This window comes from Thalassoglobus polymorphus, from assembly GCF_007744255.1.
Classification (GTDB): Bacteria; Planctomycetota; Planctomycetia; order Planctomycetales; family Planctomycetaceae; genus Thalassoglobus; species Thalassoglobus polymorphus.
The window spans coordinates 2,059,840-2,084,506 of sequence record NZ_CP036267.1; the positions used below are offsets into that span (position 1 = coordinate 2,059,840).

Consider the following 24,667-nt stretch of genomic DNA (forward strand, 5'->3'; position numbering starts at 1 on the left):
GGCAGGTTCAAGTGTCGCTGAATGCGTCTTACTATTTTGGGGTAATCTTTATGAAATCAATTCCAAGCATGTAGCTCTTCTTGGCTTTGGGGTTCGCTCCGAGAATCTGAATCGTTAAAGTCGAAGCGTTGGTGTCGATTTTAACATCATCAAATTTCAGGACTCCGGTCGTGATGACGTTTGTTTCGAAGAGATCAATCGGCGGACCCAGCTGGAAGTCTCCGATTGAGAGTTGAACGACTCCGTAATCGCGAGCACATGTGAGGACGAGCTCCAAATCGAAGCTTCCTTTTGGAATGTCGAGCGGAATTTGTAGTTCGTCTCCCGGTTTGCCACCGATCCAGAAGAGTTGAGCATCTCCGCTCCAGCGGTCTGCTTTAAAGTTCTTCATCGACTGGACCCGAACCGTTCCAGCAGAGGGGGTGAGCTTTAAGGATTCGCCTTCGATGGCATTTTCAACGGCTCCGGTTTTTTGATCGATGACTGCTTTTGTCCCACGAAGCGAGACTGCTCCATCAACTTTAGGAAGTGGTTTCCCTTTGTACTTCTGAGGCTGTGCCTGCTTCCAGGCTGTTTCATTCACACGTGAAATTTTGTGCGTTAAGACATGTGCACCGACCATACCTCCGGTGATGATGTCGTGCTGACCATCTTTGTTAATGTCGGCCGTGACCAGTTGACGTCCGATCCCTGCTTCACCATCAGCCTGATACGGAAGCCAGTCGACACCGTCGTCCGTGCGGACAAGTCGAAACCAGTAAACGACTGCACCGGCGTCCCAAAGCGGACTTTGTTGATGGTGTGAATAGTACGTTTTCCCTGTGACAATGTCCTTGAGCCCGTCGCCATCGACATCAGTCAGGTTCACAGAGTGTAACTCGCTGAAGAGGACTCCATACCGATTCAGAGAAGGATGATCGCCCATGATGAGGTGTTGTTTGAATGTTCGCTCCTCACCGTCTTGAATTTGTTCATACCATGAAAGACCAAACTCGTGGGCTGCTTCGCTGGTAATGACGTCGTTGTCTCCATCGCCATCGATATCGTAAGCATACATTTCCGCTCCGCCATAGGCCGTTGTGAAGGAGACCGAATGGGCGAGCCATCGCGAGGAATCGGCCTTCGACTCAGGCTGTTCATACCAGCCTTTGGAGTGAATGATGTCTTCCCGTCCATCGCCATTGATGTCCCCTACTCCGAGACCATGTCCGAATCGCTTTGCCGTAACTTGTTCTGAAATGGGGTGAAAGGTCCATTTTGAGAAAGGTTTCTCCCAGTCAATAGAGGCGTACCCAAAAAAGCCGTCGCGCGTACAAACGAGTTCAGGACGTTCGTCTCCCACCAGATTTGTAAATTGTGGGGATTCGTTCGAGACCCAATCAAAGACTTCGTGTTTTGTCCAATGCTCCGAGCCTCCCTGCTTGCCTGGATTCTCATAGACGTATGCCGGAGTTCCCGGGAATCCGGCAGTGAGGATGTCTTTCCAGCCATCGCCGTTGAAATCATAGGTCCATGAGAAAAAGTTGTCGGCGTATCGATCACGGTTCTGCGGGACTGGTTTGTAAATTTCGTAGCTCATTTCGAAATCGGGACCGGCGAACCAGAGTGGCCCATAGACGATATCTTCGTGCCCGTCATTGTTGAGGTCGCCAACTGAAACGCCTTCAGAGAAATAATTATCTGAAAGTTGTTTTCGCTCAAATGTGTGTAATGAAAAATCGTCTCCTCTGGAGTTCGATTGAAGCAACATCGCCAACAGCAGGATCGTTAGAATTCTGAGCATGATTTGCCTTTTTAGAACTGATCCGAAAGCTCGAACTCGGTTTCTGGAACAAGAAGGAAATTGCTCAGCGGAATGGTTCTGCGGGCTCTAGAAGTTCCATGTCTGTTCAAGTCCGAGAGACCACTATGACAGTTAAGAGCATGGAATTTCAATCGTAACAGTCAAGAACATATCGTGGAGAACATCTCATGTAGCAACTGCCGATGGGGTGACATGCAGTGGGGTGACGAATTAGAGTTGTCGTCGGTGGTTGTCCCATGAACTTACAAGATCTGGTTTGCGATGCCTGAACTGTTGCTCGCTCTGCTTTCGCTCATGCCCATTCTCGTCGTAGGTGTTTTTCTGGTTGGGCTTCGCTGGCCAGCCAGTCGAGCGATGCCGCTTTCATACCTGACTGCAGTGGTGCTGGCTCTATTCGTCTGGAATGTTTCGTTAGCACAAGTGGCAGCCGCCTCAGTGAAAGGGGCGGTGATCGCCGTCACGTTGCTCTACATTATCTTTGGAGCGATTCTGTTGCTCAATGTGCTGCGCGAGGGAGGCGCTCTCCAGCGAATTCGGCAGACGTTTACTGATATTTCACCCGATCGACGTGTGCAGGCGATCATTATTGGCTGGTTGTTTGGAAGCTTTATCGAAGGCTCTGCCGGATTCGGAACGCCCGCTGCGGTCGCTGTTCCTCTCATGGTGGGGCTTGGATTTCCTCCGTTGGCAGCCGTGATGGTCGGTATGATTATTCAGAGTACACCTGTCTCATTCGGCGCCGTCGGAACACCGATTCTGATCGGAGTGAAAGGAAGCCTCGAAGGGAGCAGCGAAGTGATGGCCTACTTCGAAAGCATGGGCATTTCGACTTTAGATGACGGTCTTCGAATGATCGGATTTCGAGTTGCTCTCATTCATGCGTCTGTCGGAATACTGATTCCCCTGTTCGTTGTCTGCATGCTGACTCGGTTCTTTGGAGAGAAGAAATCCTGGAAAGAGGGTCTCGCGGTTTGGCCGTTCGCTATCTTTGCAGCCCTCGCGATGATCGTTCCGTATGTGATCGTCGCCTGTCTTCTCGGTCCGGAGTTCCCGTCACTGTTGGGGGGATTGATCGGGCTTTCTATTGTTGTCTTCGCCGGTCAGCGTGGGTTTCTTGTTCCGAAAGGTGATGCCATTTGGGGTTTTCCCGAGCCGAGTCACTGGCCAGATGACTGGAGAGGACGAATGATTCTCAAGGTCAATACCACCAGGACAATGTCACTGATGCGAGCATGGTCACCATATTTTCTTGTCGCAATTTTACTGGTACTCACACGAGTCCCATCGTTGCCAGGTTTTGCTGGTGAGTCGGGAAATGGTCTCAAAGACTTCGTGAGATCAGTGGTGCTTTCTAAAGAAAATCTGTTCGGGACTCACATTTCACTGAAGGCTGAGCCGCTTTATATTCCGGGTGCGGTCTTTGTTTTCGTCTCGCTGATATCGATTCCACTGTTCCGCATGACTGGTCAACAAGCCAAAAATGCTTTCGCTGATTCTGTAAAGACGATTTCTTTAGCATCCGTGGCACTCCTCTTTGCAGTCCCGATGGTGCAGGTCTTTCTCAATAGCGATGGCGGGGCGTCTGGCTATGAGACGATGCCGTTCGTCCTGGCGAATGCAATTGCGAATGTGGCCGGTGGGACATGGCCGATGTTCGCTCCGTTGATCGGTGGAATGGGAGCTGCGGTCGCTGGCTCGAATACCAATTCGAATATGATGTTTTCGCTGTTTCAGTTCGGCGTCGGTCAACGTGTTGGCTATGACCCCGGATGGATCATCGCGCTACAAGCGGTGGGAGGAGCAGCCGGGAACATGATTTGTGTTCACAATGTCGTTGCGGCGTCTGCTGTCGTTGGGTTGGCCGGGAGAGAAGGCGAGATCATTCGCCGAACTGCTATTCCCTTTTGTTACTATGTTTTGACTGCTGGGCTGATTGGAACGTGGATCGTGACTGTCTTGAGTTACCAGATTGTCGTTTAAACAGTACCTGATAGTTCAATTTTGTACTCCACCGAATGCAATAACAATATACAGGAAAGTGAGCGAAATGAAAGCCGTAGAACTCTTCAAGCGGATTGTAGAAATGGTCCCTCAATGGTATGAGGCAGATGCTGGTGCGGTCCGTCACGAATTGAAAATTGGAGATGATTTTTTCACGTTCTATAGTCACATTGAACTGACTCCAGCTCTTAACCAATTCTGGAACACGGTGAAAATTAGAATCAATGACTTCGCTGATTTTGTGGAGAATCAACCACCGAGCATTGGAGATTGTATTCAGGAGTCTCTGGTTAAAGTATGGCTTGAAATAGAGAATAATAGTATTGATTGGGATAAGGTTTTAGCATATGCACATTTCTTGAAAAATCGGACTTGCGAAAATTTGCCGGTTTCTGTGAATCTTGTAATACTCCCTGATCAAAATGGTGATGGTGATATAAATGATCCAGCGCTGAATAAATTGTTAGATCAACTTGCGGTATCTCGGACTACTTATATTTCCTGCGATGGACAGCTACGTCCCATTTCTTTTGAAAACATCAAATGTTCGGAGGTATTCGAACCTCAAGACTACACATTTCATCCAGAGTTTTTGCACCCATTCAATTGTTTGTTAAAAAGATTGCAATCCGATCAAAATAAATCTGCATATACATTGCACGTGACCAAGACACGAGACTTAATCATCATGAACATAGACGGTCTGTTGGCTTCTAATCGTAAAGGAGAGTGGAAGATTTATGATGTTAGGACTTTTAAAAACTCTATTTCTGGCGCTATGGGGGATTACCGAGTTGGGTGTAACCTGTTTGGGGTTTTATTCGATCTTAGCTTCAGGAGACATGGTGGTTTACTCATTTTTGACAAGCGAGGAAGTGTTTCCAATCACATTGTAAGTGGGAATGATTTAGGGGATAATCATATTCTTAATCCATGGAAAGGAAAGTTTAATTTAGCCTGTAGTAATACAGAGATTCATCGGAGCAGAGTGATTCTTGCTGAACTGGCAAGTATCGATGGCGCTATAGTTTTCGATGAGGGTAGAATTACCCATGTTGGAGCATTGATTGAGCCTCACCCGAATGTCCCAAGTCAAGTTGGTGCTAGGACAACCGCTGCGTTGTCTGCATTAAAATGGGGAGGAGTTCCAGCAAAGATCAGTTCTGATGGGGATGTGTCTATCCACTTCATCAGCCACGGGGACGGTACTCAGTCTGAAGCTACCATGCGGTTTTCATGAGGTCTATTTCTAAACTACACCTATCAAGCAAAGTGCAAATTAAGAACAATACCATATCCGAGTGCAGGTTTGGAGTATCAGCAATATTCTGTTTTATTGTTTCAGTTCGGTGTCGGTCAACGTGTTGGCTATGACCCCGGATGGATCATCGCGCTACAAGCGGTGGGAGGAGCGGCCGGGAACATGATTTGTGTTCACAATGTTGTTGCGGCGTCTGCTGTCGTTGGGTTAGCTGGGAGAGAAGGCGAGATTATTCGACGAACTGCAATTCCCTTTTGTTACTATGTTTTAACTGCCGGGCTGATCGGAACGTGGATCGTGACTGTCTTGTCGTTTTCTGGTTAAGAGCATTGCAATGAAATCATTGTTTGTTGAACTTTGTTGTCTCGGAGTTGTCCTTCTTAACGGAATCATCGCCGATGGTGCTGAAACGTCAGAGCGCCCTCCGAACATTTTGTTTGTACTGATTGATGATCTGGGGTGGTCCGACTTGGGGTGCTACGGAAGCAGGTTTCACGAAACACCGAACATCGATCGATTCGCTGAACAAGGAATGCGGTTCACTGATTTCTACGCTGCGGGCGCGGTCTGTTCGCCAACGCGTGCATCGATTCAAAGTGGTCAGAATCAGGCTCGATTGGGGATCACCGATTTCATTCCTGGACATCGACGTCCATTTGCTCCATTGATTGTCCCAGAAGTGACCGGTGCCCTTCCCTCTGAAATTGTGACCCCAGCTGAAATGCTCAAACGCAAAGGGTACACAACCGGCTACTTCGGGAAATGGCACTTGGGAAACCGTGAACAGGAACCGGATTCTCAAGGATACGACGTCTCATTGGTGACAAATGGGGGACATCACGCCCCCAGATTTCGAACGAACCCGCCTGTTGATGTTCCCGACGGGACTTACTTGGCAGACTTCCTCACCGATCAGACAATTGGCTTCATGAGAGAAAATCAAGAACAGCCGTTCTTTGCGTTTCTTTCGCACTATGCAGTCCATATTCCGCTGGATGCAAACGAAGATCTAATCAAGAAGTATGAGAACAAAACGAAGCCTGAAGGTGGTGTGAACAATCCCATTTATGCAGCCATGGTTGAGCACGTAGATCGAAGTTTTGCGAAATTAATGCAGGCCATCGAAGAGTTGGGGCTGGGGCAAAACACAATTGTGATTTTCACATCGGACAACGGCGGGCTTTATCAGTCCGCCAGTTTAGGTGGACCGATCGTTTGCTCGAATGCCCCGCTTCGAGATGAAAAGGGGACGCTTTACGAAGGAGGGATCCGTGTGCCTCTCATCGTCCGCTGGCCGGGAAAGGTTCAGCCCGGAACAGTGTGCAATGAACCGACAATCAGCACCGACTTCTGGCCGACGTTCGCTGAACTTGCAAGGGTTGACGACTTCGAACATCAGACGATTGACGGCGTGAGTCTATTGCCGCTCCTGAGAGATCCTAACGCGAATTTAGACCGGTCGGCGTTGCATTTCCATTTCCCACATTATCACCACTCCCGCCCTGCCGGTGCGATTCGAAAAGGGCCGTGGAAGCTGATTGAATTCTTTGAAGATGAGAAGTTGGAACTGTACAACTTGGAGGATGACCTTTCGGAAGCTCGCAACCTGCTCGACGAAAATTCTCGTACGAAGGAGACTCATCAACGAATCGCTACTCAGTTGCAACGAGAACTTGCTGATTGGCGAGTGAGTATCAATGCGAAGATGCCGACGAAAAACCCGAAGCATGATCCAGGTCGTGAGATGGAAATTTTGAGGAAACGTCGCGCCGGAAAGAAACGGTAAGATTTTTTCGAGAGAAAACCGACAACTGATCTTTGCATTCTGCCCCGTGGCGAGCAGCCTCATGAAGCCATGAAAGTGACCTTCATGGGAAAGTTAAGAATCGGAAATGTTTCGATTGGGGGTCGCTTCATTGAGAAAGAGGCGTTTGTAGATTGTGGGCCGCAGCTTGCTGGCGAATTCTGTGGGATCGAGTTCTTTTTGAGTCAGTTCGCGAATCCCGGGAAACTCCGACGCGTACTCAGATTGGGCGAGCAGGATGCTCCCATGTTGAAGAACTGCTCCCTGTCGTCTTCGTTGAGCACTGCCAGCAATTTTATGTTCTCCAATGACGATATCTCGTTCATCTCCACGCCCGAAGCAGAGGAACGGCTTCTCTTTAAAGGCTGCATCTCCACGAAGGTGGGAAGTGATTCCTACATCCAGAAGTAACTCGATGATGCACTCGTGGACTTCGTTGTAAATTCTCGATGGTGTTGAGCAGAGTGGGTGAGTTTTGGGGAGAGCGATGGAGTAGGTGAGTTCTTTATCGTGCAGAATCGCTCCTCCTCCCGAAAGGCGTTTCACCACAGCGAGGTTCTCGAATCGCTCTGGAATTTCAGCAGATGTTGTGACTTGGAAATGTCCCAGTGAGACCGTCGGTGCGCCCCATTGATAAGTCCGAAGTGTTGCCTGACCTGCGACCGCCGCTTCCAGCATACGGGCATCGACAGCCATGTTTTCCTCACCCGTAAGTGGCCCATGAACTAAAAGATCGCACGATGGTGTTGAGGTTGGCATATGACACTGTTTACGGCTGGGCTGAAATTTTCACTATTAAGCAGAACGTAAGGCTCGCTATTGAATTTGCTGCTGGGCCAGTCTGATATTCCAAGTCTGGCAGTGGCAAGCACAGCGACTAGCACAGTGGCAAGTGGCAGACACATTGGGTGTGTGGTGTCACTTCGCGGCTGTTGATTCGGTGAGTAAATTTCGGGCGATTTTTAGTATGTCCTGGCCGATCTCTTCGATAGATCGAATCTCACTTCCGATTGAAACCGGAATGATGTTCCACATCGGATTTTCCCGAGCCAATTCGAGATAGACTTCACGGACTTTGTCTAGGTAGGGAACATCCGCTTCCTGCAAGTCGGCAGCCTGGTCGGTGTATGTCCGCATTTCTTTTTTGGCGATCAAGTCTTGTGAGACTTGGACTGGGGTATCGAGGAGAATAATTTCGCTGGGACGCGGGACCGAAAAAATCTCGTACTCGATGTGTTCAATCCATTCACGCAGTTCTGATCTTTGCTCTCCGGAATATTTTGCAGATTGATGTGCGATGTTGGAAGGAACATAGCGATCAAGGATCAGCAGTTGCGAGCTTTTCCGGGCGTCGAGGATCTTCTCGCGCGATTCAAAGCGGTCGCCGGAATAGAGCAGCGAGACGAGAAACGGATTGAGTTCATTCAGTGATCCGAACGAACCGTTCAGGAAATCTCCGATTCGCTTCCCGAAGAAGGTCTGTTCGTACTGTGGGAAGCTGAGCAAAGTACAGTTGTGCCCCTCATTGGTGAGAGCCTGCTGGACATGCTTGGCTTGCGTCCCTTTTCCGGACCCGTCGATCCCTTCGATGACGAGAATGGGAGCAAGGTCAGGACTCGATTGGTTGTGGCTGGACATCTATTCTTTTAACTCAGCGATAGCGTTCTCAGCATCGGGTGTGATGGAGAAGTATTCCAGAAGGTGGCTCGTTCCGAGGATTTCTCTGACTGTTGTCTGAAGCCCGCACAAGACAATGCGGCTTCCAGTCCGAATCGACTTGCGGTGTAGAGAAATCAACTTTCCAATAGCGGAACTTGTCAGGTATTTAACTGCTGAGAGGTCACAAATCATTTTTCTCCCTGATTCCTCACCGAGGACTCGCGTCAATTCCTGATCGAGTTGCTCGAGGTTTTCATCGTCGGTCAATTGTTCTCGCGTTATCGTTACGAGAGCAATTTCACCTTCATGACGAAGAAGGAAGAAACTGAAGTGTGGCTCGCTATCAGTCATCGTTTTGCCTGCATGTGTGTTTTGGTCGCCTTTTCGCCGTAGCAGTGAACGAATGTGCCGATGTCCATTTTCGTACCCGGGACTTCGACAGGAATATAGTGGCGATCCGTCCCCTTCACCCAACCGGGGGATTCTGTGATTTCGCGCTCGATCATTACCTCAAGAGGTTTCTCAAGGTGTTGTTGATAATAATCAAGTGCCAACTCTCGATCTAGAACCGACAGGGTGTCACATCGGGACTTTTTGATTTTTGGGTCAACCTGATCAGGGTACTCGGCTGCGGGCGTCCCTTTGCGAGTGCTGAACGGGAAAACGTGAATCTTCATAAACTTTGCCTGACGACAAACTTCGAGACTTTCTTCAAATTCCTCATCGGTCTCACCTGGGAAGCCGACGATCATGTCTGTGGTGAAGGCGACGTTTGGAATGACATCTCGAATTCGCTCGAGCTTTTCCAGAAATCGCCCAGAGCGGTACCGGCGACGCATCCGTTCGAGAACAGTGTCCGAACCACTTTGAAGCGCCGGGTGAAACTGTGGGCACAAATGTTCACAGTCAGCAGCAGCGGAAATGAAATCGGTATCAACTTCATTGGCCTCAATCGAAGAGAGACGCATTCTCCAATCGCCGGGGATCGCATCCAGTTTTCTGAACAGATGCCATAAACGAAACGGGGCTTTCCCGGATTTTTTGCGAGTCGTATCGACTCCGTAATGTCCGACGTGAATCCCTGTTAAAATGATTTCCTTATGGCCGTTGTCGACCAGTCGGCGGACTTCGTCTTCAATGTCTTGAGGATCGCGGCTGCGAAGCCCCGGTCGGACAGAGGGGATAATGCAGTAAGTACACCGCAAGATGCAGCCATCCTGTACTTTTACATAGGCACGCTTTCGGCCTTCGAAGTAGCTGATCCCTTCGGGCATATCATGAATGCCGTGCCGATCCAGAATATCAGGAAGCTCACGTTTGTCAGTGACGACCTCGAAGACGCTCGGCAGTTCTGAAACGGACTTGGGATCGCGCGTCGCATAGCAGCCCATGACGACAGTTCGCGTCCCGGGGTTCTTCTTGGCCAGTTGGCGAATCATTTTTCGTGACTTAGAGTCACCTTCAGAGGTCACCGTGCAAGTATTGACTACGCACAAGTCGGCGGACTCTTCTTCGGTCGCCTCTCGGTAGCCATTCTTTTCTAAAGCTTCCTTGACTAATTGCGTTTCATACTGATTGACCTTGCAACCTAAAGTGACAAGTCGACACGTTTTCATATCTGTCTTGGAAGATTGAATCATTGGACCAATTGGAGTCAAAGATGTTTCTAGAACACTTTCGTGTTTCTTGTGTCCGCGAATTAAGCGTGATTGTCAAGTGATTGTCTAAGTGTCACGAGACAGGACTGCGACACCTTTATCAAAACCGTTCTAGAGTTATTGATTAACATCGCAGTCAGGACGCTTCTGTTTGAAAGCAGCAACCCCGTCGTCAGTAACACCGGTTTGAGCGATGGAAATTGATTTCAAATTTTCGAGTTCAGCGAGTTTCGCAAGTCCGTCGTCGTCAAAGTTCGAATCAGAAATGTTCAGAGTTTCCAAATTTTGCATTTTTGCCAGATGATCAGCACAAGCGGAAGTCAAACCGCGGCAACCATGCACGTCCAGGGATTTCAATTTCGTGAGTGATGTGAGTGCTGCCAGTCCATCATCGTCCATCGTTCCGTTCCAGACCAGCAAGGTTTCCAGATTTGTGAACGGAGCAATATGGGAGACCCCTTCGTTATCGATGAGAGTTTCACTCAAATCGAGATACTTCAAAGTCGGAATCGATCCTTTCAACGCAGCCAGTCCCGGTCCGCTCACAGCTGTGTCTCGTAGGCGAAGGTCCTGAAATTTCTGATCCGAAAAGTGTGCGAGACCCTCATCGCTCACGTAGGTTCTCATAATGTTGAAACTGATGAGGTTCTTCAGTGGAGCAAGCTCTCCAACATGATCGTCTCCGAGCCCAGCATCTTCCAAAGCCAGATAGCGTAATTTCGTCATCTTGCCGATGGTGGCCATCGACTCTCCGGAGACGCTCGTCGAGCGAATTTTCAGATCGACAAGTTTATTGAGTCGTGTCAGTTCGTTAATGCCTTTGTCGCCAATTTTTGTTCCACGTAAATCGAGAACAACGAGATTTTCAAGGCTTGCAACTTCAGCAAGTCCGGCATCATTTGTTCGCGTGTACAAAAGCAGAAGACGTTGGAGTTGCGGGGCCTTCTTCAAATGTGCCAGTCCGGCTTCATCGATGTTGCTGCACTGACGTAAATTGATCGTCGTCAATGCGGGGAGAAACTCTAAAACTGCGAGTGCCTCATTGTCGAACTGACCGTTTTCCAGATCAAGCTTGGTGATGTGAGGAATTCCTTTGAGCAATGGCATCAGTTCATTGGTCATTTGGGCCGGTTTGCAGTTCGCTTCAATGACGAGACCAGCAGAATCTTTCTTTAAGACAGCACCAGCTTCTTCAAGTTTCTTGACTGCTTCAGGATCATCCTGGGGAGCGGGAACCTCAACTTCCGGGGCCGATTCGTCCTCAACCATCGGGACGTCAGTCGGCTCATCATCTGCGGCAGGAACATTTTCGTTGTTCGCTGGTTGCGATGGGGACTGATCTGGGCAACCGGAAAAAATGATGGTTGAGCAGAGGAAAGTCAGGGTGAGAGCAAATGTGGGGGAGGTCTTCTTCATGGAATTGGGATCTTGGTTCCAACGGATTTCGTGGATTTATTGGCTCTGTGAAGAGCACTTCAGCCAGTTCATACACTGATCACCACGAAATCGAAAGCGAGTGTCACTTGTGTTTTGATTTCGTAGCGCAACTCGTATGTTAGAGAAGCCAGAGCGATTCGAAAAGAAGAGCGGTCCGGTTCGGATGCGGAACAACTAAAATGCTGAGATCGGTTTCGGGAAAAAGAGTCTTTCGTGGAGAAGCCGGCAGTGTCGCTTTAAGGTCGAATTACGACGTTTCGGTACTTTGAGAGCATTTTTAATGCTTGTCGTTCCTGTGAAGCTCACTTTTATGAATTCAGAGGCTACTCGCCACGAGGCGGGACGCGAACGCTAATTCGAAATTACTAAAGACCTGTAAAATAGTAGTAGCTACCACAACCGCTGCTTTCAGCGCATAGAAGCGATGACGAAGCGAAGTCTTCTGGTGGGTTGGCAATAGAATTGCCTCAACACGTTTCAGGTAAATGTTTTACGGAAACCGCATCCGGTTCGAAAGTGGTGACCGTTAAAGCTTTGTCCGATTCTCATCGGGACGCTTGTTTTGCCAGTGCAGGCGTTCAGAAGTCAGGATCCCCTGCTTCATCGCACAATTGAGGCAATATTTCTCGTCCCCGTGTACGAGAAATATTTCTCCATTGAGAATTAAGTGGAAGAAGTCTTCTCCCTCGTTTTTTGCGTAGCAATACTGTTTTTCCCAGCCTTGCTTAATGTGCGCTTTCCAACCTTCCGGGTATGGAACATAGAGACGAAAATCGTGATCGATTTTGTGCGGAGCATTGAGCGGTTTCATGACGGAGAATCCCGGCGAGCAGCAGCCTGAGCTTTACGAAGTTGCTTCGCTGCCTGCTCCAGACTTTGTTGCTGAATTTGCAAACGTGTCAGTTCAACGGAAGTGTGGGTCCGAGTCGCTACGATATCGGCGAGCGCCAGTAGAATGATCCAGAACGCCAAGCCGAGAACAATGAGCCAGTAGATGGCAAATGTGACGAGCGCGTGCCCCCAGGGGATCAGCGAATCCCCAGTAGGAATCATGATTCCGATAAGCAGAATCAAACCGGCGACTTGCATGCGGCGACGGTTGCGGAGTCGAAGAAATTTGAGTTCTTGCTCTGGAAGATCTTGGTCAGAGAGAGAGTCGTTTAGTTTCTTTTGATTAAACAGCAAGAAGCCGCCAAGAGCGATAAGAAATCCTCCAAAGATGAGAGCTGGAATTGGATTATCCATGAATCAATTTCGAATAGGGGCTAACTGATGAACAGTGATTTTGGGATGTTGCGATTGTCGCCAATCGATCATAGACAAAACCATTCTATTGAATTTTAAAACGTGATTCACGCGGAAATCAAACTCAACGGGGGCAAGAAGCCGATCTCGCCGGAGACTTTGAGGTGTCCGGCGAGATCAGGAATCTTAAAGTGGCTGTGCTCCGATCGTTCCGAAGAGCGTATCAAGGTAGTCCGCTTTTGAGACCTGCTGCAGGTTTTTCTCAGCGATTTGACGACGTTCCTGCAAGGTCTCGACGAAAGTCGAGTCGAGGCCGTTTTGAGTTTCCAGGTAGTTGTTCACTGAATTTAGTTTTGACTGCCAGAGGTCTATTTCGCGTTGCTGCTGGGTTTTGAGTCGCTCTTTGTACCAGTCACTTTCAAGCAGTGTCTCTCGCTCAAAGAGCTTACGGATTTCGGGGTCACGTTCATCGCGACCTTCGAATTCTCCATGAGCCATGATGTGCAAAATGGCCTTCAATGGAGGACAGGCTTCTTCGATGGAACCATCTTCGAAGTAACGAGTCGCAACCCTTTGGTACGCTTGCATAATATGATCGACACCTTCGGTGAAGGCTTGCTGATCCTGCATTTCGGGACGGAGAATTTCGTCAGAAAAGACAGCTTCCGGGATGTCAAAGACACGTCCGAAGTAAGTTCGCACGAATCGTTTCGTAATGCGGTATCCGAGTCGTCGGGCGGGGAGAACGGTTCCATCCTCACGGACGATATCCGGAACCGGTTCCATCATGCGTTTATCGATGAGTTTTTGAGGATCTCGCTCATCTGCTGACATTCGGCACCAGATTTCGGGGATCAACAAACTGATGTCATGATCAAAACGTGACTTGGGACCGATGTGCCCTGCCGCTGTTGAGAAACCCGGTGTGCCTGTGAGGATCATGCTGACCAACGCAGCGTTCAGGTCAAGAGTGGGCCTGAGTGCATTGAACGGTCCCTTAGTTAATGCTCCTTCTGATCCGGCACCTGTTGTCGACGGACTTTTTCCGGTCAATGAACAGATGTAGTCCATGAACAGTTCGGGTAACTTCTGGAAATGAATTGGGTTGTAGACCGCCAGCCCGCGAATTTCTTTCACTGGATCAGGTGGGTTGTTGCGTCTTCCTGAAAGGACTGCTCCAACTGGAATAGGTACGAACTGATCAGCTGGAATCCGGCGGAACAGACGTGTCCCCATTTCCGCAACATAGCGGTCCATGGGATTGACCATATCTGGTCGATCTTGCAGATAGCGGGGGTTCTTGGTTGGGACACCTCCAACTTTTCGGGGGTTGTCCGAACAGACGATGTAACGGCTTTCACCTTTTCCAACGGAACGGAGAAGCTTTTTCATGGGAGCGGTAAAGGCATCAAACTCGACGACCTTCGTCCTCATCTCATCGACTTCATCCCGTGTGGTCGGTTCATAGTTAGAGATGAAGTTGACATCTTTCCGCGCCAAATCGGCTTCGGCCTGCTTATCGAACCCTCGATGAATCGCGTCATCAGGACGTTGGAAGAGTCGGAATTCACAGTTTTCAGCAAATTTATAGGCGTAGGATTCGAAGTAGTCCGGAATCCCTTGGATCAATCTGCCAGGGACGACTGTTGATGCGGTGATGTCGTCCTCGGTCTGAACTTTGAATGCAGCAGCGAAGTCTTGCCTGACCTTAAAGAGCCTCCAGTGCTGGAGTGGATTGAAGCCGACTCGCAAATAGGTTCCGACCAGTTTTCTATCGTACATCTTCAGTTCATGCCCCATTGAACCGTTGACGTCATCGACTCCGAATATCTTTTCCCACTCGCCGCGTTCCCAGGAGGGGTGGTGGAATCGCTTAATCGCATAGACCAGAGCGTAAATATGCCCCGGGATACTTTTCAGCCAAGAATTGTATTCCGTGTTGTACTCGTCTGATGGAGTCAGCAATTTGATGACGCTGCCTAGCGAACGACGCGGGCTGAGAACTGATCGGCTTTTGTAATCTGCCGTTGAATTTTCTGCGTAAAACTTTTCGTTCCATCGGTCTGAGTAATCTTTGTCAAAGATCATGCGGACCATTTCGACATCCTTCTCGAAGTTCGAGACGAAAATCGAGCCATACTGCATGTAATCGACCAGCGATTTACTGATTTCACTTTTTCCGCCACCGGAGACCGTACTCGGTTTATGGCAGAAGATGCCTTCCCCGGCTGTTCCGATCAGTCGCCATGTCGGAGCTGATGGGTGTTTCTCCATTCGAAGGCGAAACCCTGAAGGAGCCATGTAAACCTGGTCCGGCAGCAGCGGAATTTCATGCTTCTCGCCGTCTCGGGTCCAAGAGATGTTTTGCTCACGCAAATCTGCCACAGCGTATTCGGGAATGTAAAACAGATTTGGGAATCGCTTGTCGATGCCGTAGCCTGTTTCCTGCAGATTGATCCAGTCTCCATAAGCAGCGACAACGTCGTCGTAGGTCTGCTTGTTGTTTCGATGGCTGTTGAAGTGGAATTCTTCTCCCACGTTCCAGCTTTGAAAGACGAGCGCCCCTCCGGCGTGTTCTTCTTCAGCGTTCCCCATCAGGTTGGCTGCGTAGCTGATTTGTGTTTTAACTTCTTTCTTACAGTATCCGAAGTAGTTGTCAGCGATCATGGTGACGATGACACCTTCTTCGGTGCGACACGTGACCTTGAACGCTTTGCCATCGTTGTAGAATTCTTCTTCCGATTCCCAGCACATTCGATCATTAATTTGTGCAGGCGTGGCATCCTTAATGTTCGGCAGTCCCAGTTCTTTCTTTGTCATCTTCAGCAAGTGCGGAGCGAGGATCACGCACCCGGTATGCCCTGACCAATGCTCGACATCAATGGCTGAATCGTTTTCAGGCACAAATGGATCACCAGCGTTTCCGAAAATTGATTCGACAAAGTCCAGGTTGCTCACGAACGATCCAGGGACAAAAAACCGAATTTCCAGCCGTTTCTCAGGTGTGACACCCGGAACTTCAGGTCGAACAAGCGGGCGAATCAGTAAAGAAATCCACGATTCGCCAGACTCCTCCTGATTCGAAGTAAATGGGATTTCTAAAGACTTCGCTGGAGTTTTCTCAAAAGCTGCCCTGAACATGCGCACAAATGTTTCACGAGGAACGGCACGCTTGTCTCCCGGAATCGGCAATCCCCCTTCAACGATATGAAAGGTTCCTTTTGTAGTTCGGCGGTCTGCTGCCGGGTTGTGCAAAACTCCGTTTCGCACACGATAGGATTCAACGAATTCCGACTTGTAATAGTCTCCATCTGCAGGCAGAGAGAGAACGCGTCCGAGCCCATGCCGATCAAGGATGAAAGTTTTGCTCGGCACGCTGAGAGGAGACTCGAGTTGAAGATCGCTGAAGTGGGAGTTCAGGAAATTTTCAATGCGTTCATCGCTAGGACAACGTTGAGTCTCACCAAGGCGGCGAGTTTTCTCCCGGTAGTTCCCCAGTAGCCCAGTGGCAAGCTCCACGGTTTCTTGCCCGCCCGCCTCGGGAGCGATGGGAAGCCCGTTCGCAGCGAGCTTCATATTCACATATTTCATCATTTCGCGCTCTTCATGTGCGCGCTGAGAACTCGTTTGATCGACTGTAAATCCGAGGGAAAGGTTGTAGTTCATCGTTTGCCAACTTAGAAGGCCTGACAATTTGGCTGAATTTGCTTCCCTCACTCGAATGGAGGTCGCTGGTTCTAGTTTTGTCAGGGCTAATGAAAGGAACTTGGGAACGACGTGAGCAACGTCATTGGCAATTGTATCGAATTCAATTCTATTTTTCTTCACCAGCAATGTGAGTTGTTCAACTTTGATTTGCTGTACCTCGCAATCAAAGAACACCTATACTTTGAAGTGTTCGCATCAAAATATTCTAATTTCTTTATTTCTCGGCTGGCGAGCGGTTGAGCTGACGGTTAACCTGCAATTCGATTCGGGCGCGTTCCTTGGAAGTTCATGATGTCGCGGGCGCTCGGAGATCAGAATGCGAATTCTCGTTGGTTGGGACGATGCTGAACAAGCAGAGTTATTGCGACTTTATCTCAACGTCGATGACAGCGGCGTTCTGGTGACAACAAATCATGAACATACTCTTAAAGCGGTCGAGTCCAATCAGATCTGGGATGCGATTCTCATCACAACGACATTCCCCGATGTCGATACCGCTTACAACGTTTTCGAAAAAATTCGCGAAATCTGCCCGGAAACTCCACTCATTGGTGCATGTCAGCAAGAGGATGTGTACAAGATCGCCCGCTATCTGACGAACGGACTTCGTGCATACGTGATCCGTGACAAAGCGGGCGATTATATGTTTCTGCTGACCGCAATCATCGAAGGAGCAGTCAAGCAGGCGGAAGCTGAACGCGAGCGACAAATCGCCGAGAAGCTTCGACGGGAAGTTGACTCGGTTCGGCAATTGCAAGAATCGATCATTCCGCATGATATCTCAACGCCTGAAGACTACGGCATCGTTGCGCGGTATGAGTCTTCTCAAATTCAAGTCATTGGCGGGCAACCGGTCACCATGGCGGGTGGAGACTACTACGACGCGTTTACTCTTCCCGATGACTCTATGATCCTGCTGGTCGGTGATGCCTCTGGACACGGAATGAAAGCTTGCATGTCGATCATGACGATGCATACTTTGATCCGGATGATTCGCTACGACGAGTTCCGCGAGCCGGCTCATTTTGTTCGGTACGTGAATAATCAGTTGAGTCGTCAGGCGGTCGTCAACAACGAAGGAGGATTCATCACGCTGTTGTACGGAGTGCTGAACCCCAAAACACACGAATTAAAATGGGCCTCAGCGGGCCATCAGTCACCGGTTTTGCACAATCTTGAAACGGATGAGGTCGCTGAGGTCACAACCGATCTCGACGCTGCGGGATTGCCGATTGGAATTCTGGATGACGCTGACTATCAAACTCAAAGTACGATCATCCCTCCCAACAGCCGTCTGTTGTTGTATACCGATGGTTTAGTTGAAGCATTCCCGGCAGATAGCGAGGGCCATGATGAATTTGGCCTCAAGGGTGTCTCTGCGACCATGAAGCAGCACCGGAAATCACCACTCAAAGATTGCATGCAGGCACTCTTTGATGACTCACTGGAATTCACAAAGGGGCAAGGTCGTCATGATGATACGTCTGTGGTGATTGTGGAGCGTTCCTAAAATTGTGGAACGCTCCTAAAAGAGTTGCTATCCACACATCACTTGACCAGTACTTGTGACCAGTCGCTTACTTCTGTTCGAGCGGCGCTGAAATTTCCAGCAAGTCAACGGCGGGGTGGCGATTGCAGAAGATCGTCGCCAGCCGTCCGTATGTGGTGGCCCCTTCTTTCATTTGCAGGGCCTCGGCTAATTTCGATCCTGCAGTCACTTTCAAGATGGCGCCCAGGTCGATGTGTCGGAGAACATTGTGCGTGATCAAAACTCGCCCGAGCGGAATTTGTCTGCTCTGGATTTCATCGCGAACTTTTTTGGTCACATATTGAAAGTCAAAACGGACAATTCCAAATTGTACCGGTGTTCCATCATCTGAGCGGTTTAGAATAATTTGTCGTGCGTAGATATCTCCATCAGAGACTTCCTGTAGCACTTCGACATTGACGGAACATCCATGGTACTTTTCCATCGTCACGGTCATGTGATGATCGTGAGCCAGCATTTGCTTGTATGGCTCAGGAGTCAGCGCCGAGGAAACATGCTCCACCTCGCGGATCAAGTCTTCGTTGTGAGGGATTAACGATGTCAGTCTTTGTAGTTCGTCTGTCGGATTCACAATGCTGCCAAATATTCAATTGATTGACTCTGGTGAAGGAGCGATTTTAGTCGCATCATCGATTCGATAGAAGTCAGATTGCAACACCGACAGAGCTGTGTAATTTGAAGATGCCGATTTTCTTGTAGAAAACGAGTTAAGAGAATTTTCGAATGTTTCTTGTCTCAAGTCTAAAATGTTCACTTTTCTCAGTATCTAAGAGAGCGATGTCAAATTTCTGGATCAGTTTTAATAAGTCTCTCATCGGCGCAACACTACCAGCCAGTCTTCTTTTGCCTCTTCTGGCGGGGGGCCAATTTCGATTTGCTCGCCTGCTTTGATGGATTTGACATCAGCTGTTTTCAGTGCTCCGCCGGTTCGGGGATTGAACCATTCGACCTGGAATTCACCGTCAGCTTGTGACAGGTCAATTGTTGAAGTTCCGCCGTTTGGAAGGTAGATGAGATAGATTTCGTTCTCCTTGGCGAAGCAGTATTTGGAGACGTTGTGCTCGGGATTGCCGACGAGTTGGTCGGCGTTTTTCATTTCCCAGAAAGGAATCTGATTGTCGTGAAAGAAGTTGATTGCGATGCGGCAATAGTCCCAGGACTGGTCACGGCTGCGCCAATCTTCGCAAACGATGTCGTTCTCATCAAACTGATACCCGAAGTAGTATTCGTTGCCGGCTCCGCCTGCCATCAGCGTTCCCCACAGCGTTTGTTTGCGGACCTTGTGTTGTGTGTAGATCATGTTCCCTTTGCGGTCATGCCCGTCGAATCCCTTGTAGCCCAGATCGGGGCACTGAGCATGTGCGGCACTCCCTGATTCGTCAAAGGCGACAATCCAGGGCTTGCCTGCTTCGGTTGACAGGTTCACCCATTTCAAGGTTTGCGAGTGTGTCGTTTCCAGTGAACTGTTTTGCAGCGACACTCCCGTTAATTTCGACTTGTCCCCTAACAATGGACGATAAACTTTGTCCTGCTGATCTGGGAATGTGTGAATCACAATGTTGTGATTGTAGGCGTCGAGCATGGCAATTTCATTGATCATCGCCTGTTGCTGGTCTGTTGTTTGAGTGTTCTCTTCACCCAGATTCCAGTTGAGCGCCAGATTGTGACCGAAACGGGCAATCATTTCTCGGCAATAGAGTTTTCGTTCATTGCCGAGTTCGCCACCGTCGAGGCTCTCCGGGATTGATCCAGAATTGTTTTTTCCTCGCTTGTTGTCATCGTTTTCAGTCTCTTGCAACTTGAAGTGTAAATACATCCCTCGCTGCGTTCCGTGATCGAAAACAATTCCCCATTGATCAAGCTTGCTGCAATCGTAGTGGAACTTTTCGTTTCGCTCTGCAAACGGCCAGACGTTGTCACCATCGCCCCCTGCGTTATATGTGAGAAACGAAAACGCATTACAACCTTTTCCGGAAAGGTAATTGACCGCACCGATCAAGCCTTTGCCTTTACCATCTTTCCAGCTTGGATCGCCCTGCTTCCAGTCTTTGAGATGCGGCTCCCATGTTTTCAGAGGAGCCTTCCTGGGATTGCCAGCGACGGTGTTGTCGAAGTCCGCAAACGCGAGCAAAGTTTCGGGAGCATCGGCACCTGCTTTCAGGAAATACTGTTTCGAACCGGCAAATTGAAGATACCGCTTTCCGACATACTGCAACCGCCCATGTGCTCGCAAATCTCGGCCTTGCTTATCGCTTTCGGTGATCTTGAACGTTCCCGTTTTTCCATCGAAGCCAGCGAGCCGGTTTGAATTGGCAACCGGGTTCAGCGCAACATCTTTTCCTTTTGCGAAGGAGATTTCGTATGTCCACTCTCCGGTTCGATCAGGAGCAAAGTGGGCCCGCCAGACAGTTCCCGCTTCTGCGGAAGTGTTGGCTGCGTTTCCATCAGCTGCAAAGAACCCAGGAATGTCATACTCAGTTCCGTCGGAGTGGGTGAAGAGAACATTCATCCGGTAATCAGTAAACGGATTCGGATTCTGATCTTTCTCGTGAGCAAATGGCCCATCGAGATTGATCGTCACTTTGTGCCACTGTTTCAACTCGCCAGCTACTGTGACGCTTCCGTCGCCATCAGGTTGGCGAGGAGTTCGATTCGGTGCAGCCAGAGCAACGACGGGAAACGCTTTCGGAAGAGCTCCGGTTTTGACGACCGTTTCGGGGCCGGCGTCGTTGGGACGCGGAAAGTCTCGGTCGAGTGTCATGAACCATTTGTCAAACTCGAATCCATCCTCCCGCATCGAGAAGTGAATCACATGTTCACCCGGTTCTTTGATGTCGAGGAAAATCTTGTACGGCTCGCCGCAATGTTCTTTTTGCGTCCGTTGTTTGCTTTCCCAGCGCCAGTTGTTCTTTCCCTGACACCACTGTAATCGCTGCCCGCTCGCGGGCCATTCTCCATCGAGTCCCACATGCAGGCCATTGTCCTCCGTCCCTGTTGAATAAGCTCGCACCCAAACGTAGTACCTGCCGGGAGTGTTCACATGAACCTTGTAAGAGAGGACAGCCAACTCTCCCGGTGCTGGAGCGAAATTCTGGCCCTTGATGAGTTTGTCGTCGTGAGTCCTCCGCGTGTCGGGAAGAATTTCCAGATATGCCCCACCACTGGCCCCAGCGACATGAGCAGGGTCGCCATCCGGTTGGATTGACGGCGTCTGCTTCGTATGCGTCAGATAAAATGCTCGAACGTCCGTTTTTGCCTGCTTGAAAAAATGCTCCGCCTCAACAGCGAGGAGTCCATCTTCCTCAGCGAAGACGAGAGAATTTTCAGCAATAGGATTACTTGCGGAAAGACTTTCCAAAGGCATCAGCGATAACGCCAAAAGGGACACCAGTGAAACGTGGAGGGACCGATTCATGGACATCTTTCATTTGAACCAAGTGCAACGATTGCTGTACAACGATTGCTTGACCATTCAGCAATGTCGCATCAACCCTTTATAATCTGATCCCTGTGGCAAAGTGAAGCGACCGAAATGAACCCGAAAACAGAAGCCATCCTTTTCCAGTGCCGTCTCTAGTCTTTCTCGAATTGCTATTCGCTGTGAGGCAGAACGCGAACAGTCTCGTGGAAGGGAGTGATTTATCTTACGAGAAGCACACTTCACGGACACAAGAAAACACGAAAGTGTTTAAGCTACGAATTTATTTGAAAACTCACTATTGTTGTCTCTGATGACTGATGACGAACTCATGATCCTGATTCAATCGGGAACTGTCGAAGCATTTAACACTTTGGTCGCAAAATACCAGGGAATGTTGATTGGCTTCTTCATGCGCAACACACGGGATCTGCAACTTTCGGAAGATCTCGCACAAGAGACACTCCTGAAGGTCTATAATCAGGCATGGGACTATCTGCCGTTGGGACGGTTCCGTGGATGGATGTTTCGCATCGCCAGAAATTTGTTGATTGACAATGTGCGAAAGAGGTCAAACGATGCACTTGTTCAGGCAGTGAAGCGTCAGCCAAGGGAAGAGAATGATGTCATGGCCCGGATTTCCCAGGATATTCTCGGCCCTGAGGAACGGGTTCAAAATCAGGAATTTTCGAGTCTGATTGATGAACTGCTGTCAGAAATCCCAGAAGATCAACGGCAAACCTTTACATTGCACCACTATACGGGACTCAGCTTGCCAGAAGTGTCGGAGATCATGGAGATTCCGTTGGCAACGAGTAAAAGCCGATTACGACTCGCCAGAGAGAAACTCGCCGAGAAACTCAGGGCCCGAGGATTTGTTCCACCGAAACTCGTGAGTTCTGAATAGTCTCCTGTTGAATTCATGAGACTTTATTTTTCGAAAATTCACCTGATTTCCAATTTGCGATGATCCGTGACAAACAGCCAATCGTTTGAATTCCCATCGCCCCGATCACTTCAGGGCCTATCAGAGAGAACCATGCCTTACTTCAGCCGCCTGACCGACATTGTGACCTGCAACCTGACCTCCATTCTGGAACAGGCAGTCGACAAGAAGGCTGCCTTGGAGGAGATCATCTTTGAGATGAAAGAAGGGGTTTCCGGTGCAGAACGGAGTGTAAAGACTGCTGGGACCAATGTTTCTCAGCTTGAGGTTGAAATCGGTGAGCAGCGGGCAGCCATCGGAAGTTGGGTCCAATCTGCTCAAGAGGCTCTGGCAATGAATGACGAAGCCAAAGCACGGCAGGCACTTGAGCGAAAACACGAAGTGGAAGACCTGATCGCTGGTCTTGAGCAACAGCTTGAAGCTGCGATCTCCACACGTGATCACTTGCGAACAATGATGAACGCGCTTCAGGCTCGACTCGCCGATGCGAGCCGTCGACTCAAAATGCTGAGTGACGGTGAGGATGCCACTGAAGAATCGCAGTCCTCGGATTCATCAGCCAATTTGGAGGCTTCACCAGATCGCCAAGGCCGTGTTGATCAGGAACTTGAGGCAATGCGGAAGCAAATGGAAGTCAAATAAGCCCAGGTTGATCAATATGGAGGTTGATTCTGCAAAATTCCTCCCTGTGATGGCGGCAACGCTTGACCAATGACAATCATCTCTCAAAATCTCGGATGACGCGAACCCAAGGAGACGTTTACGAGTCCTTGAATGCGGTTCGGACTCCACAATCTGTTTCCAAACACCCTTCAGACCTGAACAGCCAATCCATGCGCCTTTCAAATACCGTTAAAACGCTCAAGCCATCCGCCACAATTGCGGCAGCGACCAAAGCCAAAGAACTCAAGGCGCAGGGAGTGAAAGTCTTTGAGTTCACGCTCGGCGAACCCGATTTCACGACTCCCGAACACATCTGTGAAGCGGCACGTCAGGCAATCGCAGACGGGGAAACGCACTACACGCCAGCTGCGGGAATTCCCAAGCTGAAGCAAGCCATCTGTGATAATTATCAGAGAGAGTACGGCCTGAGCTACGAGCCTTCGCAGGTTGTCGTTTCAAACGGGGCGAAGCATTCGATTCATAACGTCCTGACCGCGCTGTGCGGCCCCGGTGATGAAGTGATCATCCCGACCCCTTACTGGGTCAGCTACAGTGCCTTGGTCGAGTTAACAGGTGCAACTCCCGTTCTGGTTCCTACAACACAAGAAAGCGGGTTTTGTCTTTCTGCTGAGCAATTCGAAAATGCGATTACCGAGAAGACTCGCCTGTTGATGCTCAACAATCCGTGCAATCCAACCGGAGCAGCCTATCCTGTTGCGACTCTGGAAGCACTCGCGAAAGTTGCTGTCGAGAAGCAGATCCCTGTTCTCTCAGACGAAATCTACGAGAAGCTCATTTACGATGGAGCTGAGTTCCGCTCTTTCGCATCCTTTGGTGAGGATGTCAAAGACCTCACGATCATCGTCAGTGGTGTCAGCAAAGCGTATGCGATGACCGGATGGCGAATCGGTTGGACGCTCGCTCCTGTCGATGTCACGAAAGCGATGAGCAACCTGCAAAGCCAACAGACATCGAACCCATGCAGCATCAGCCAGTTTGCCGCAATCGAAGCCTTGAATGGCCCGCAGGAATGTGTTGGTGAAATGCTTGAGAAATTCAAAGAACGGCGCAAGTATGTTCTTGATCGATTAAACAAGATTCCGGGGCTCAGCTTCGCCACACCGGGAGGCGCGTTCTACGCCTTCTTCGACGTCAGCAGCTACTTCGGCAAACCTTTGTTGGGCGGAGTGACCGTCGACAATGCGACAGATTTTTGTACCGCACTTCTAGAGCAGGCTCAAGTTGGTCTTGTCACCGGCGACGCCTTCGGTGCCCCGGGATATGTTCGACTTTCTTTTGCGACCGATCTGGAAACACTTGAACAGGGTTTGAACCAACTCGAGAAGTTCTTGAAAGGTTAACGGTCGTAGCTCGTGACCGTCGTAGCTCGTGACCATTGTCTCGAGCAAAAACATTCCGAGTGAAGATTCTCTCCGCTGCACACAAGCATGTGTGCAGCGGATTTTTTCTAGAACCAGTCCGAAAACCTCTGGAATAGCCGCTTTCTCAACGTT

The 24,667-nt window shown here is 49.5% G+C and carries 18 protein-coding genes and 1 pseudogene; 8 read left to right on the top strand and 11 right to left on the bottom strand.

Translation table 11 applies throughout. The features are described from left to right. Positions 1–31: 31 nt before the first annotated feature. On the bottom strand, positions 32–1,783 hold the full coding sequence (locus Mal48_RS07530) for an FG-GAP repeat domain-containing protein (protein ID WP_145197609.1): 1,752 nt from the start codon (positions 1,781–1,783) through the stop codon (positions 32–34). Between the two features lie 282 nt (positions 1,784–2,065). Here Mal48_RS07530 and Mal48_RS07535 point away from each other — a divergent pair, with 282 nt between their 5' ends. From Mal48_RS07535 to Mal48_RS07550, 4 genes and pseudogenes are all read left to right on the top strand, one after another. Beyond that, a complete protein-coding gene (locus Mal48_RS07535) occupies positions 2,066–3,784 on the top strand; it encodes an L-lactate permease (RefSeq protein ID WP_145197611.1) in 1,719 nt (572 codons plus the stop codon). Positions 3,785–3,851: 67 nt separating this feature from the next. Next, positions 3,852–5,045, top strand: a complete 1,194-nt coding sequence (locus tag Mal48_RS07540; RefSeq protein WP_145197613.1) for a diadenylate cyclase — start codon at positions 3,852–3,854, stop codon at positions 5,043–5,045. 96 nt (positions 5,046–5,141) lie between these two features. After that, positions 5,142–5,366: pseudogene (locus Mal48_RS07545) on the top strand (L-lactate permease); the annotation flags it as partial. A 34-nt stretch (positions 5,367–5,400) separates the two neighbouring features. Next, positions 5,401–6,852, top strand: a complete 1,452-nt coding sequence (locus Mal48_RS07550; RefSeq protein WP_145197615.1) for a sulfatase — start codon at positions 5,401–5,403, stop codon at positions 6,850–6,852. Positions 6,853–6,945: 93 nt separating this feature from the next. Here the strand turns inward: Mal48_RS07550 and Mal48_RS07555 are convergent, their stop codons facing one another. The 8 genes from Mal48_RS07555 to Mal48_RS07590 form a co-directional block, all read right to left on the bottom strand. Then, positions 6,946–7,629 carry a lipoate--protein ligase family protein gene (locus tag Mal48_RS07555; RefSeq protein ID WP_145197617.1) on the bottom strand — a complete coding sequence of 228 codons (684 nt, stop codon included), beginning with the start codon at positions 7,627–7,629 and terminating at the stop codon, positions 6,946–6,948. A gap of 159 nt (positions 7,630–7,788) precedes the next feature. Further along, a complete protein-coding gene (locus tag Mal48_RS07560) occupies positions 7,789–8,508 on the bottom strand; it encodes a nucleoside/nucleotide kinase family protein (protein ID WP_145197619.1) in 720 nt (239 codons plus the stop codon). Then, positions 8,509–8,880: an STAS domain-containing protein gene (locus tag Mal48_RS07565; RefSeq protein ID WP_145197621.1), complete on the bottom strand. Its 372-nt coding sequence runs from the start codon at positions 8,878–8,880 to the stop codon at positions 8,509–8,511. Continuing rightward, the gene (gene mtaB / locus Mal48_RS07570) at positions 8,877–10,145 is read right to left on the bottom strand and encodes a tRNA (N(6)-L-threonylcarbamoyladenosine(37)-C(2))-methylthiotransferase MtaB (protein WP_231739949.1); all 1,269 of its coding nucleotides are present in this window, start codon (positions 10,143–10,145) and stop codon (positions 8,877–8,879) included. The genes Mal48_RS07565 and mtaB overlap by 4 nt, the downstream gene beginning before the upstream one ends. A 159-nt stretch (positions 10,146–10,304) precedes the next feature. Then, positions 10,305–11,603, bottom strand: a complete 1,299-nt coding sequence (locus Mal48_RS07575) for a leucine-rich repeat domain-containing protein (protein ID WP_145197625.1) — start codon at positions 11,601–11,603, stop codon at positions 10,305–10,307. A gap of 547 nt (positions 11,604–12,150) precedes the next feature. Continuing rightward, positions 12,151–12,435, bottom strand: coding sequence for a hypothetical protein (locus Mal48_RS07580; protein ID WP_145197627.1), 285 nt, complete (start codon positions 12,433–12,435; stop codon positions 12,151–12,153). Continuing rightward, positions 12,432–12,869: a protein BatD gene (locus tag Mal48_RS07585; RefSeq protein WP_145197629.1), complete on the bottom strand. Its 438-nt coding sequence runs from the start codon at positions 12,867–12,869 to the stop codon at positions 12,432–12,434. Before Mal48_RS07585 ends, Mal48_RS07580 begins: the two co-directional genes overlap by 4 nt. Before the next feature lie 186 nt (positions 12,870–13,055). Continuing rightward, positions 13,056–16,535, bottom strand: coding sequence for a hypothetical protein (locus tag Mal48_RS07590; protein ID WP_145197631.1), 3,480 nt, complete (start codon positions 16,533–16,535; stop codon positions 13,056–13,058). A gap of 358 nt (positions 16,536–16,893) precedes the next feature. On the opposite strand from Mal48_RS07590, the gene Mal48_RS07595 reads away from it, so the two are divergent. Further along, positions 16,894–18,087, top strand: a complete 1,194-nt coding sequence (locus Mal48_RS07595; protein WP_145197632.1) for a PP2C family protein-serine/threonine phosphatase — start codon at positions 16,894–16,896, stop codon at positions 18,085–18,087. A 67-nt stretch (positions 18,088–18,154) separates the two neighbouring features. Here Mal48_RS07595 and Mal48_RS07600 read toward each other — a convergent pair whose 3' ends face one another. Together Mal48_RS07600 and Mal48_RS07605 are read right to left on the bottom strand one after the other, a co-directional pair. Then, positions 18,155–18,697: a hypothetical protein gene (locus Mal48_RS07600; protein WP_145197634.1), complete on the bottom strand. Its 543-nt coding sequence runs from the start codon at positions 18,695–18,697 to the stop codon at positions 18,155–18,157. 240 nt (positions 18,698–18,937) lie between these two features. Continuing rightward, entirely contained in the window at positions 18,938–21,490 is a 2,553-nt protein-coding gene (locus Mal48_RS07605; protein WP_145205878.1) for a DUF5060 domain-containing protein, read from the bottom strand. A 367-nt stretch (positions 21,491–21,857) separates the two neighbouring features. Between Mal48_RS07605 and Mal48_RS07610 the strand changes: the two genes are divergently transcribed. The 3 genes from Mal48_RS07610 (at position 21,858) to Mal48_RS07620 (ending at position 24,514) form a co-directional block, all read left to right on the top strand. Further along, positions 21,858–22,451, top strand: a complete 594-nt coding sequence (locus Mal48_RS07610; RefSeq protein ID WP_145197636.1) for an RNA polymerase sigma factor — start codon at positions 21,858–21,860, stop codon at positions 22,449–22,451. Positions 22,452–22,583: 132 nt separating this feature from the next. After that, positions 22,584–23,132 carry a PspA/IM30 family protein gene (locus tag Mal48_RS07615; RefSeq protein ID WP_145197638.1) on the top strand — a complete coding sequence of 183 codons (549 nt, stop codon included), beginning with the start codon at positions 22,584–22,586 and terminating at the stop codon, positions 23,130–23,132. 191 nt (positions 23,133–23,323) lie between these two features. Then, on the top strand, positions 23,324–24,514 hold the full coding sequence (locus Mal48_RS07620) for a pyridoxal phosphate-dependent aminotransferase (RefSeq protein ID WP_145197640.1): 1,191 nt from the start codon (positions 23,324–23,326) through the stop codon (positions 24,512–24,514). Positions 24,515–24,667: the final 153 nt, after the last annotated feature.